This is a genomic window from Rahnella victoriana, from assembly GCF_021276285.1.
GTDB classification, from domain to species: Bacteria; Pseudomonadota; Gammaproteobacteria; order Enterobacterales; family Enterobacteriaceae; genus Rahnella; species Rahnella victoriana.
Map to the genome: position 1 here is coordinate 1,237,702 of NZ_CP089919.1, position 12,492 is coordinate 1,250,193.

Consider the following 12,492-nt stretch of genomic DNA (forward strand, 5'->3'; position numbering starts at 1 on the left):
GCCCTAAAACGAGGCGCTCTTTTGGAGCAGGAATGATGTAAACGCGGCGCAGTGAGTCACTCTGGTGCAGGAGGGCGAAGGTTGATACTCTGCCGGGTATTGATATTTCGAATACCCAAACCATAAGTATTTATAAAATGAATCGCTATCCGATGTTCAGCCCGCAGCAGTTACTCAGTTTTGTCGCCGTCTGCGAAACCGGCAGTTTTACCCGCGCCGCCGACCGCGTATACCTGTCGCAATCGACGGTCAGCCAGCAAATCCGCAGACTGGAAGACGCGCTGGGCAAACCGTTGCTGGAACGCACGTCTCATCAGGTGCAACTGACGGAAGAAGGCGAACGGTTGCTCGGTTATGCACGGCGGATTATCGCGCTGAACGGTGAAGCACATGACGCGCTGAGCGACCAGTGGCCGGACGGCGTGGTGCGTCTCGGCGTGCCGGAGGATTTTGCCGCAGCGACCACTTCCCTTCTGGCGCAGTTCAGCCGCGCCCATCCGCATATCCGCCTCGATGTCACCAGCGGCCTGAGCCACGAACTGCGCCGCGCCTGGCAGCAGGAGATGCTGGACATCATTCTGGTGAAACAACTGACCGGTGAGAAGGCCAACGCCGCGCGTCCCGAGCCGATGTTGTGGCTCGACAGCGCCGCGTTTCCGGCATTTGAACGGGATCCGATCCCGCTGGTGCTGTTTCCGCTCAACGGGCTATACCGCGAGGAACTCTGTCAGGCACTGGATGCTCTCGGGCGCAGCTGGCGCATCAGTTACAGCAGCGCCAGCCTCGCCGCGCTGGTTGCGGCCAGTGCAGCCGGATTAGGCGTCACTTTATTGCCCGCCAGTTGCCGCCAGCCGGAGCACCGGATTTTAGGGGCAGAAAGCGGATTGCCGCCGGTGGATAACGTAGAACTGGCGCTGTTTTACCGCCCCGACGCGACGCCTGCACAAATCGCACTGGCCGGAAAACTAAAGGATTTTTGCCAGCTCAGCTAGCTATTGTGTTTTCCACTGGCAGGCAGTGGGAAACATCACAGCCGGAACCGGCGTCATCTTTTAAGGTGAAGGGAAAGCCAGCATCCTCCCGCATCATGATTAAGGAATTCGACGTGCAAAATCCTCAGCAACAAAGCCGCAGACATTTTCTCTCGCACAGCGCCAAAATCACCGCCACCGGCGCGCTGCTCACGGCAGGCATGGCATCGGCCTCCCCGTTCAAACCGGGTGCCATGAACGAAAAATGTGACGATACCAGCCAGATCAACGCGATTTCTGCGCCGCATTACCAGTTGCGCAATGTGCGGCTGGAAGAGGGTTTTGAGCGCGAAGGCGATATCGTTATTGCCACCCAAACCGGGCTGTACAACCTGGAGATCAACAACGGCAAAATCGTGGCGATCCAGCCGGCAAAAGACGCCCCCGCCAGCACCTTGCCGGCTTTTGATGCCAGAGGATTACTCCTGCTGCCCGCCACGCGCGACATGCACATTCACCTCGACAAAACCTTCTACGGCGGCAAATGGCAAGCGCCGCGTCCGCGCAAAGGCAAAACTATCATGGACATGATTGCCCGCGAACAGGTGCTGATCCCCCAACTGTTGCCGACGTCGGTGGAACACGCCGAAGCGATCATCGGCCTGCTGCATTCCAAAGGCACCACGGTGGCGCGCAGCCACTGCAATATCGATCCGGTCAGCGGCCTGAAAAGTCTTGAGCATCTGAAGCGTGCGCTGGAAAAACATCAGCAGGATTTCAGCTGTGAAATCGTGGCGTTTCCGCAGCACGGTTTGCTGCATTCGAAAGTCGATGGGTTGATGCGTGAAGCCATGCAAATGGGCGTGCAGTACGTCGGCGGGCTGGACCCGACTAACGTGGACGGCGCAATGGAAAAATCCCTCGATGCGATGTTCCAGATTGCGCTGGATACCCACAAAGGCGTGGATATTCATCTGCATGAAACCACGCCCGCCGGGATTGCGGCGGTGAAATACATGATTCAGACCGTGGAGAAAAACCCGCAGCTGAAAGGCAAAGTGACGCTCAGCCACGGTTTTGCCCTGGCGATGATGCAGGGCGCGGAACTCGATGAAGTGATCGCCGGGCTTGCCGAACAGCAGTTCACCGTCGCCTCGACTATCCCGCTCGGCAAACTGAACATGCCACTGCCGCAGCTCAGTCAGAACGGCGTATTTGTCATGACTGGCACCGACAGCGTGATCGACCACTGGTCACCGTTCGGCACCGGCAGCATGCTGGAAAAAGCCAGCCTCTACGCCCAGCTCTACGGCAACTCCGACGAATTCGGCCTGACCCGCTCTCTCGCCATCGCCACCGGCAACGTGCTGCCGCTCGACGACAGCGGCAAACGCCAGTGGCCTGCGATCAACGATAACGCCGAAATGATCCTGGTCGACGCCAGTTGCTCCGCCGAAGCGGTCGCGCGGGTGTCAGATGTGAAGGCGACATTCCATCAGGGACGGCTGGTGTTCGGGGCGGTTGGGAAAGTGTGAGGGATTAAAGATTTCTGAATGCCGGATAGCAAAAAGCCCCTTTCGGGGCTTTTTGTTGTTCTGAACGTTGATGCCCGAAGGCAAACAATCAGAACGGGATATCGTCGTCGAAATCCATTGGTGGTTCGTTGTTCTGTGCTGGCGCGTTGTTTTGCGCAGCCGGACGAGCCTGCTGGCCGCCGCTGAACTGGTTGCCGCCTTGTGGTTGCTGAGGCTGACCCCAACCGCCTTGCTGGCCGCCTGCGGATGGCTGACCGCCACCTGCTGGTGCGCCGCCGCCGGCACGGCCGCCGAGCATCTGCATGGTGCCGCCCACGTTAACGACAACTTCGGTGGTGTATTTTTCAACGCCAGCCTGATCGGTCCATTTACGGGTTTGCAGTGCGCCTTCGATGTAAACCTGAGAACCTTTCTTCAGGTATTCGCCTGCGACTTCCGCTAATTTGCCGAAAAGCACAACACGGTGCCATTCGGTTTTTTCTTTCTGCTCGCCGGTGGCTTTGTCACGCCAGCTTTCAGACGTTGCCAGAGTGATGTTGGCAACCGCGCCGCCGTTAGGCATGTAGCGGACTTCCGGGTCTTGCCCCAGATTACCGACGAGAATAACTTTGTTTACGCCTCTGCTGGCCATGTGGATTCTCCTGATGATGTATGTCGTGGCTGAAACCACAGTTTGGGGTGTGAGGAACTCACTTCGCGACATTATAACCACAAAACGGTGCCTTCGTACCACGGATGTAAAACGTTGCGATTTTCTTTCCAGATTGTTCAGCAAACATTCCATCGTTACATCGAGTACTGGATATACATTCAGGTTTTGGGGTGGCATGGGCTGTGATTTGTGTCATAATTGCGCGTTACGTTCTTCTCTGTGCCCGATTCGATGGCTGGCGCGAAACTGGTTTTCACGGCGGTCACCGGCACGGTGAGCTATCAAGTTAATCCGGGAATGATGAATGGATAAGATCGAAGTTCGGGGCGCACGCACCCATAATCTCAAGAATATCAACCTGATTATCCCGCGCGACAAACTGATTGTTGTCACCGGCTTATCCGGTTCAGGCAAGTCCTCTCTGGCGTTCGATACGCTGTACGCCGAAGGCCAGCGCCGCTACGTCGAGTCGCTGTCGGCCTACGCACGCCAATTTTTATCCTTAATGGAAAAACCGGACGTCGACCATATTGAAGGTCTGTCTCCGGCGATTTCGATTGAGCAAAAATCAACGTCACACAACCCGCGTTCTACCGTCGGGACCATCACCGAAATCCACGACTACCTGCGTCTGCTGTTTGCCCGCGTGGGCGAGCCGCGCTGCCCGGATCATAATATTCCGCTGTCAGCCCAGACCGTCAGCCAGATGGTGGATAACGTACTGGCGCAGCCGGAAGGCCAGCGTCTGATGCTGCTGGCGACCATCATTAAAGACCGCAAGGGTGAGCACACCAAGACGCTGGAAAACCTGGCGTCGCAGGGCTATATCCGTGCACGTATTGATGGCGAAGTCTGTGATTTGTCCGATCCGCCAAAATTAGAATTGCAGAAGAAACACACCATTGAAGTGGTCGTTGACCGCTTTAAAGTGCGTGATGATCTGGCGCAGCGTCTGGCGGAATCCTTTGAAACCGCGCTCGAGCTTTCCGGCGGTACCGCCGTGGTCGCCGATATGGATGATCCGAAAGCCGAAGAAATGCTGTTCTCTGCCAACTTCGCCTGTCCGGTGTGTGGCTACAGCATGCGCGAGCTGGAACCGCGGATGTTCTCGTTCAACAACCCGGCCGGTGCCTGTCCGACCTGTGACGGTCTGGGCGTGCAGCAGTTCTTCGACCCTGATCGCGTGGTGCAGAACCCTGAGCTTTCACTGGCGGGCGGTGCAATCCGTGGCTGGGATCGCCGTAACTTCTATTACTTCCAGATGTTGCGCTCTCTCGGTGAGCATTATGATTTCAACGTGGAAGCGCCGTTTAACGCACTGAGCAGCGATGTGCAGCACGCCATCCTGCACGGTTCCGGCAAAACCACCATTGAATTCAAATACATCAACGATCGCGGTGATACTTCGATTCGTCGCCATCCGTTTGAAGGCGTGCTGCACAATATGGAGCGCCGTTATAAAGAAACGGAATCCAGCGCAGTACGTGAAGAACTGTCGAAATACATCAGCAACCGTCCATGTACGTCCTGCCGGGGCACCCGCCTGCGCGAGGAAGCGCGTAACGTGTTCGTGGAAGAAACCACGCTGCCGGAAATCTCTGATTTCAGCATCGGTCATGCGATGGATTTCTTCCGCAATATGAAACTCAGCGGTCAGCGCGCCAAAATTGCGGAAAAAGTGCTGAAAGAGATCGGCGATCGCCTGAAATTCCTGGTGAACGTTGGTCTGAACTATCTCTCGCTGTCCCGTTCTGCGGAAACGCTGTCCGGCGGCGAAGCCCAGCGTATCCGTCTGGCGAGCCAGATTGGTGCCGGTCTGGTGGGCGTGATGTACGTGCTGGATGAGCCGTCTATCGGCCTGCATCAGCGCGACAACGAGCGTCTGCTGGAAACCCTGATCCATCTGCGCGACCTCGGTAATACCGTGATTGTGGTCGAGCACGACGAAGACGCGATCCGCGCCGCTGACCATATTATTGATATCGGTCCGGGTGCGGGCGTGCACGGTGGCGAAGTGGTGGCAGAAGGCACCGCAGAAGACATTATGGCGACCGAGAATTCACTGACCGGCCAGTTCCTCAGCGGTAAACGTGAAATCTCCGTCCCGGCGCAGCGTGTTCCGGCAGATGCCACCAAAGTGCTGAAACTTTCCGGCGCCAAAGGCAACAACCTGAAAGACGTCACGCTGACGCTGCCGGTAGGCCTGTTTACCTGCATCACCGGCGTATCCGGTTCCGGTAAATCGACGCTGATTAACGACACGCTGTTCCCGCTGGCACAGCGCGAACTGAATGGCGCGACCATTGCCGAAGCGGCACCGTATCGCGAAATTGAAGGCCTGGGGCATTTCGATAAAGTCATCGACATCGACCAGAGCCCGATTGGCCGTACACCACGTTCCAACCCGGCGACGTACACCGGTATTTTCACGCCGGTGCGCGAACTGTTTGCCGGTGTACCGGAATCCCGTTCGCGCGGTTATACGCCGGGCCGTTTCAGTTTCAACGTCAAAGGCGGACGCTGCGAAGCCTGTCAGGGCGACGGCGTGATCAAAGTCGAAATGCACTTCCTGCCGGATATTTATGTGCCGTGCGATCAGTGCAAAGGCAAACGCTATAACCGCGAAACGCTGGAAATTAAATACAAAGGCAAGAGCATCCACGAAGTGCTGGAGATGACCATTGAAGAAGCGCGTGATTTCTTCGATGCCGTCCCTGCCCTTGCGCGTAAATTGCAGACGCTGATCGACGTCGGTCTGACCTACATCAGCCTCGGCCAGTCAGCGACCACGCTGTCCGGCGGTGAAGCGCAGCGCGTGAAACTGGCGCGTGAGCTGTCAAAACGCGGCACCGGTCAGACGTTGTATATTCTCGACGAACCGACCACCGGCCTGCACTTTGCCGATATTCAGCAACTGCTGGAAGTGCTGCATCAGTTACGCGATCAGGGCAACACCATTGTGGTGATTGAACACAATCTGGACGTGATTAAAACCGCGGACTGGATTGTCGATCTCGGGCCGGAAGGCGGCGCGGGCGGCGGTCAGATCCTGGTCGCCGGGACGCCGGAAACCGTCGCGGAATGCAAAGAATCGCATACCGCACGCTTCCTGAAACCGCTGCTGGAACGCCACAGCCAGCAGGCGAAGAAAAGCGCTTAAAGTTTTGATGAAGTAAAAGGCCTTCCCGACGGAAGGCCTTTTTGTTTGCCATGCTTACAGACCAAATCCTTCTCTGATCCTTTTGATGACGTCTTCTACACAGCCCCGCTCATTCAGTGACCTGAGATCAATATTCTCATCTGGCAATTTTGTGAGAAAATTTTCCATGTCAGCCCGGATGTTCCCGGGAAGGGTGACGGCCTTTCTTGTTAGCTGACCTGATAACCGGATCACATCATTTCTGTGCTTATTCACAACACGGGAATCCACAGCTTCTCCTGCCGCCTTGCGGGTTGACAGATCCAACCACGCATTCATTTTTAAAGGAATTAACCTGTCTGCTCCGATATAGGAGACTAATTCCGTGCGCAGGACGCCCTCCCTAAGGAAGGAATAATAATGTTCATCGAGGAGGATGGCAGAGAGGCTGGAAATACCTTCATCTTTGGGGATCGGGATAATCTGTAAATCTTCCGGGTGTTCCATTCCCTGTGGAGAACGCGAGAACAGTTCGATCTGGACGGGATAAGTGGTGTTGTCAGGTTTACCGAACCGGTAGAAAATCGGCTTTCCCTCACCGGTCTGGCGGATCTCATAGTTGCCTGACTTTATAAACGCCCAAAACCGGCTGACAAAATCAGGGTTCAGGGCCTCGATAATAAGCACAATATCCAGGTCTTTGGTGGCCCGAAACTCTTCCCCCGCTTCATCCATGGTGATCCATGAGGCAACACCCCCGATGAGAACGTATTGGTCCTGATAATCTTTAAAGAACTCGCCAAACAGCTTTAATCCCCGAATTTCATCCATGCGTATTGCTCCCTTAATTCGCTGAGCGCCAACCTGACGCGCTCGTCCTTACTGTCTTTCTGAGTCAGATAAAGCGATATCTCATCAACAATATGTATTGAGGCTTTAGGGCTCTGATAGCGCCAGATTTCAACTGTCGCCACAGCGCTGTCAATATGAGTGACTTCATCAAATTCTCCATTCTTAACGAGTGAAGTGAACACTTCCCGGGTCATCGCAAACACGGGCTTAGCGCTGTGGGCAAGCAGGGTATATTCCGCTAAGGCACTGTCTCCGGCATAACAAACTCCCGCATCTAATGGTGGGATTTGATTAACCCGGACGGCTTTCTTAACCGGATTGCGCATCAGCAGAAGGGCTTTTTCAAAGGTCTCTGAACGTGAAAATCTGAGCGAATACAATCGGGTCGAAAAATCTTTCACCTGCGTTGACGCAAGAAGCCCGGATTTTGTCAGTTCAGAAATGGCCTTGGAGAGCGTCACGCGGCTGTACTGGTATGAGCCCATTAACTGCTCAGCCGTAAAAGTCATGCCGGGTTTGAAAAAAGACTCATCCAACAACAGCTGGATGAGCATAGCCTGAGTGGCAGGAGAAAAATCACTTTGCCCTTCTTTGCCAGCGCTTTTTTTGCGAATTCTGAAGGCATCACGCAAATCCATGGCTAACTCAGGAACAAAGAACTGCTTTTTGATCGCGATGAAATTAATGTGATGGTCAATAAGGCTGCGGCGTTCCGCCAGATTCATATTTTCGCAGACATAGACAACGACCTTATCTGTCACCTTTTCAATAAGTGACAGACGCTTCCTGAGCGCGACAATACCCGGATAGGTGTCATCCTGCTGTAAAGCCGCCAGCAGAGCCAGAGGCTCGCCACCCGGCACACTTACTTCCAGCTCGTAGAAACCAAACAACGCCTGAAGATTGAATGACACCGATAATTTCACTTCAGTAGCTGTGGTGCGAAAGCCTAAGACCGTTTCAAGGTAACCGACCAGTTCAGTTATTTTCTGTGTCATTTGCGGATCCGTGTAAAGCCATTTTTTACAGTATAAACTGTAATGCTTTATACACTAAAAGTGACTTTACACGCTGAGATCACTTAAATATCTTCTGCACAAATTCCGCGTAGGCCGGGCGCCAGACGTCCATTTCATGGCCGAGATTCGGGTATTCGTGGTAATCGAATTTAATCTTTTTCTCTTCCAGCTCCGTTTTCAGTCCGGCAATGTCCTTGCCCGTCACCACATCTTTCTCACCGACAACCACGGTGAAGTTTTTCAGCTGCGCGTTGATTTTCTCCGGTTCGGCGAAGCGTTTCTCTACGTCGCCATTCGGCACCGTCGTGGTGCTGACACCGCTGAGTGTCGCCAGCCAGCCGAACTGATCGAGGTGGGTCATGCCACTGACCAGCGTCTGATAGCCGCCCTGTGAAAGCCCCGCCAAAGCGCGTCCTGCGGCGTCATCACGTACGCGGAAAGTTTTGGAAATCAGCGGGATAATGTCACCGGTCAGTTCTTTATCGGCGGCGGCAGCATTGCGCGGATAGAATTCCTTGCGGCGATCTTTGGTGACGTAATCCTCCGGCACCACGCCTTTGGCATCGGTCTCGGTATCCGGAATGACCACCAGCATCGGCGCGATTTTTTTCTCCGCCAGCAGGTTATCCATGATTTGCGGAATGCGCCCCTGATCCAGCGCCGAGCGGCCGGTGTCGCCAAAACCGTGGTAAAAATAAAGCACCGGCAGCGGCGTTGAGGCATCGCTGTAACCCGGCGGCGTCCATACCGCGACCTGACGTTCGGAATTCAGCGCGGCGGAATGATAGGTCAGCGTGCGGACTTCGCCGTGCGGCACGTTTTTCACATCCAGAATACTGCCCGGCACCAGGATCAGGCTGGTGTTCACCTGACGCTGCGGTTTTGGCATCGCACTGCCCGGATCGGCAATCCGCAAGCCATCGACATTAAAGAAATATTCATACAGATCAGGTTTCTGGGCATCCGATGTCCAGCTCCAGACGCCTTTATCGTCTTTGGTCATCTGATGCGGAATGTAGGTCACCGGCGTGGCACCGGTCACCACATCGACATGTTCGGCGGTCGGCGCATACAGCCGGTAAGTGATGGTTAAATCGGGATTTACCGCCGTGATGTAATGCTTCGCAGGCACCGACGCATCAGGATCCTGCGGCAGACTTTGCGCAGAGACGGTCAGGGGGAACGGCGCACTGAGCGCCAGAATCAAAAGCGTGGCAAGATTCAGCCGGTTACGGGTCATCATCCTTTCCTTCTGGGTTGGCGTGAGCAAACGGACACCGGTCCTCAAGTAACTCACTGTTTTTGCACAACTCTCAGAGTAGGTTATTTTTGCCGCCCGCGAGCGTGATCCGCATCACTGTTCAGAGGATGCGTCTAACGCATGAAGTTGCGGAAGCGCACTCAGCCGCTGATAAGCAAAGTCCCAGAATGTCCGCACCTTGCGCGGCATTTGCTGCACATGCTGCGCCATCAGTTGTATCGGCAACGGAAGCGGCTCGAAATCCGTCAGGATCCGCACCATCGTGCCCGCCTGCACATCGTCACTCACCTGATACGACAATAGCCGCGCGATCCCCTGCCCGCTGCGCACCGCCAGCAACTGGGATTCCACGTCATTGGAGAGCAGACGCGGCGACAACCGGACGCGCAGTTCGTCCTCGTACGGCCCGAAACGCCATTCGCGGATTTGCGTGCGCAGCGTGCCCATCACCGTCTGATGCGCGGCCAGTTCCGACGGATGCTGCGGCTCGCCATGCTGCGCCAGATACGCCGGGCTGGCGACCAGCACGCGGGTGACTTCGGCGACCTTGCGCGCCACTTTGCCTGAATCTTCCTGATGGCCGATACGCACCGCCAGATCCAGCCCTTCGTCGATCAGATCGAGATTGCGGTCATTGAACATCATTTCAATTTGCATATCAGGATGTTGCGCCAGAAATTCCATCACCAGCGGCGCGACGTGTTTACGGCCGAACTGCACCGGCGCGGTGATGCGCAGCAGGCCGCTGAGCTGGGTTTCTGCCGTATCTTCCACCGCGTTCTGATACTGACTGAGCAGCAGCCGGGCTTTTTCCGCCAGCCGTGCGCCCGCTTCTGTCGGTGCCAGACTGCGGGTGGTGCGCTCCACCAGCCTCGCGCCAAAACGGTGTTCCAGCGAGGCAATGGCGCGGGTGATCGCCGGAGGCGAACGGTGAAGTTTGCGGGCAGCTTCCGCCAGGCTGCCATACTGAAGTACAGCGACAAAAATCGCCATTTCGTCTAAACGGTCCATAGATTCTTCCACAAAGTGAAACGCTCAATTTCAATCTTCGTGGATCACAATCATTTAGTGCAAGAGTAATCTTGACGTCAGACCCTAAAGGAGACAGCCCATGCCCGCCATTCAACTTTACAGTACCCCGCTTTCCGGCCACTGCCATCGCGTGACCCTGCTGCTGAACATGCTCAGCCTGCCGTTTGAGACGAAAGACGGCGGTCAGGAAGTGCGTCAGAGCGCCGGATTCGCGCAACTCAATCCGCTGCGACAGGTGCCGGTACTTATCGACGCAGAACACGTGCTCACCGACAGCAATGCGATTCTGGTGTATCTGGTGAAACGCTATGCGCCGGACGGCCACTGGTTACCGGAAGATCCGCTGCAGGCCGCTGAAGTGCAAAAATGGTTGTCCCGCGCCGCCGGTGAAGTGCGCTACGGTCCGGCCTCTGCGCGCATGGTGAAACAGTTTTCTGCACCGGAAGTGTATGAAAGTGCGCTGAAAGTGACGGCGAAATTCCTGCCGCAGCTTGAACAGCATCTGGAAAGCCGGGAGTTTCTGGCGACGGAGCGCGCCACGATTGCCGATCTGGCCTGTTACGGCTATGTCGCCACAGCACCGGAAGGCGGGGTTTCTCTGGCAGATTATCCGGCCATTCAACGCTGGCTGAAACGGATTGAAAGCCTGCCGGGCTTTACGCCACTTCCGGCGTTGCCACTGCCTGAAATTGCGGGGTAAAAGACGATGAATAATCCTTTCCATGCAGACGAAATCCTGGCTCAGGACATGGCAGGGTTTGACGTCACCGCGCACGGTATCCGCGAAGCGATGCCGGAACAGCACCGGCTGTTTTTCGCCGCCTTGCCATATCTGTTTATCTCGACGCTGGATGACGGCGGCTGGCCGGTGGCAACCCTGCTGACCGGCCCCGCCGGGTTTATCCGTACGCCGGATGACAGCCATTTGCGGATCAATGCGCCGCGCCGGGATGACGATCCGGCGCTGGCCGCCTTACAGCCGGGGAAACAGATCGGCGGGCTGGGGATCGATTTCTCCAACCGGCGGCGTAACCGCGTGAACGGCAGGATCGGGCGCATGGATAAAAATCGCCTCGAGATCCTCGTCGATCAGAGTTTTGGCAATTGTCCGCAGTATATTCAGGTCCGCAAACTGGCCGATGTGCCGGTCCGTTTGCCGCTTCCCGCACGGGAAGACATGAGCGAACCGGATGACGATGCCCGCGCACTGATTGCCCGCGCCGATACGTTTTTTATCGCCAGCCACGCCCACGGCGGTGCCGATGTGTCGCATCGCGGCGGTCAGCCGGGGTTTGCGCATCTGGTGGGCAACCGGTTGTGGGTGCCGGATTTTCGCGGCAACCGTTATATGAATACGCTGGGGAATTTACTGGCAGAACCGCGCGCAGCGTTGCTGTTTATCGATTTCGAAAACGGTGACCTGTTGCATGTTCAGGGGCACACGCAGATCCACTGGCAACCGGAAGACATTCCCGGACCGGCGGGCGCAGAGCGTTACTGGAGTCTGGACATCACCCGTGTGTGGCGTTTTCGCGCCGCGTTGCCGTGGCGGGCTGAAGCGGTGGATTTCTCCCCCGCCACGCTCAGCAGCGGTCAGTGGCCGCAAAATCAGCGGCCGATTTCCTGACGTACGGCTTCCGGCAGGCCGGAGACCACCAGCTGATAGGAACCGTCGATCAGATAATAAAACTGGGAATCGGGCAGCGAACCGTCGAGGAACACCGTGTTCCAGTGCGCTTTATTGAGATGATCACCCGGCACGATATCCGGGTGTTGGGCGCGTAATTGCTCAGCCAGCTCCGGGCTGGTTTTCAGCGAAATCGCCTCGCGGCCATCGATTTCACACACCATGGCAAACATCGCGTCGCCCACTTTTACCTGATTTGCACCGCGCTGATTTTCCACACTTTGCTCTGCGCCGGGTTTCCCCATGCAATAGGTCAGCAGTTCCGAACTGGTCATGTTTGGGTTTCTCCTTGTAACGTGAAAGCTACGTGGCACGAAAGTGCCCTCGGTTAACCATAGCAAACC

General features: G+C 56.0%; 11 protein-coding genes. 5 read left to right on the top strand and 6 right to left on the bottom strand.

Annotated elements, in window-relative coordinates:
- Nucleotides 1-137 precede the first annotated feature (137 nt).
- Nucleotides 138-992, top strand: a complete 855-nt coding sequence (locus J9880_RS05765) for a LysR family transcriptional regulator (protein WP_015698970.1) — start codon at nucleotides 138-140, stop codon at nucleotides 990-992.
- A gap of 95 nt (nucleotides 993-1,087) precedes the next feature.
- Nucleotides 1,088-2,506 carry an amidohydrolase family protein gene (locus tag J9880_RS05770; protein WP_232770205.1) on the top strand — a complete coding sequence of 473 codons (1,419 nt, stop codon included), beginning with the start codon at nucleotides 1,088-1,090 and terminating at the stop codon, nucleotides 2,504-2,506.
- A gap of 88 nt (nucleotides 2,507-2,594) precedes the next feature.
- On the opposite strand, the gene J9880_RS05775 is transcribed toward J9880_RS05770, so the two are convergent.
- A complete protein-coding gene (locus J9880_RS05775; protein ID WP_095924349.1) occupies nucleotides 2,595-3,137 on the bottom strand; it encodes a single-stranded DNA-binding protein in 543 nt (180 codons plus the stop codon).
- A gap of 325 nt (nucleotides 3,138-3,462) precedes the next feature.
- Between J9880_RS05775 and uvrA the strand changes: the two genes are divergently transcribed.
- A complete protein-coding gene (gene uvrA, locus J9880_RS05780) occupies nucleotides 3,463-6,318 on the top strand; it encodes an excinuclease ABC subunit UvrA (RefSeq protein WP_232770206.1) in 2,856 nt (951 codons plus the stop codon).
- Nucleotides 6,319-6,372: 54 nt separating this feature from the next.
- On the opposite strand, the gene J9880_RS05785 is transcribed toward uvrA, so the two are convergent.
- From J9880_RS05785 to J9880_RS05800, 4 genes are all read right to left on the bottom strand, one after another.
- Nucleotides 6,373-7,128, bottom strand: coding sequence for a hypothetical protein (locus J9880_RS05785; protein WP_095924347.1), 756 nt, complete (start codon nucleotides 7,126-7,128; stop codon nucleotides 6,373-6,375).
- The gene (locus J9880_RS05790) at nucleotides 7,107-8,147 is read right to left on the bottom strand and encodes a hypothetical protein (protein WP_232770207.1); all 1,041 of its coding nucleotides are present in this window, start codon (nucleotides 8,145-8,147) and stop codon (nucleotides 7,107-7,109) included. The genes J9880_RS05785 and J9880_RS05790 overlap by 22 nt, the downstream gene beginning before the upstream one ends.
- Nucleotides 8,148-8,226: 79 nt before the next feature.
- The gene (locus J9880_RS05795) at nucleotides 8,227-9,408 is read right to left on the bottom strand and encodes an esterase (RefSeq protein WP_232770443.1); all 1,182 of its coding nucleotides are present in this window, start codon (nucleotides 9,406-9,408) and stop codon (nucleotides 8,227-8,229) included.
- A 114-nt stretch (nucleotides 9,409-9,522) separates the two neighbouring features.
- Nucleotides 9,523-10,440, bottom strand: coding sequence for a LysR family transcriptional regulator (locus J9880_RS05800; protein WP_119823696.1), 918 nt, complete (start codon nucleotides 10,438-10,440; stop codon nucleotides 9,523-9,525).
- A gap of 100 nt (nucleotides 10,441-10,540) precedes the next feature.
- Between J9880_RS05800 and J9880_RS05805 the strand changes: the two genes are divergently transcribed.
- Nucleotides 10,541-11,161, top strand: coding sequence for a glutathione S-transferase family protein (locus J9880_RS05805; protein ID WP_119823698.1), 621 nt, complete (start codon nucleotides 10,541-10,543; stop codon nucleotides 11,159-11,161).
- 6 nt (nucleotides 11,162-11,167) lie between these two features.
- On the top strand, nucleotides 11,168-12,088 hold the full coding sequence (locus tag J9880_RS05810) for a pyridoxamine 5'-phosphate oxidase family protein (protein ID WP_232770208.1): 921 nt from the start codon (nucleotides 11,168-11,170) through the stop codon (nucleotides 12,086-12,088).
- Here the strand turns inward: J9880_RS05810 and J9880_RS05815 are convergent.
- Complete coding sequence (locus tag J9880_RS05815) at nucleotides 12,070-12,423, bottom strand: MmcQ/YjbR family DNA-binding protein (RefSeq protein ID WP_119823703.1); 354 nt, start codon at nucleotides 12,421-12,423, stop codon at nucleotides 12,070-12,072. The two genes, J9880_RS05810 and J9880_RS05815, sit on opposite strands and share 19 nt — an antisense overlap.
- Nucleotides 12,424-12,492: the final 69 nt, after the last annotated feature.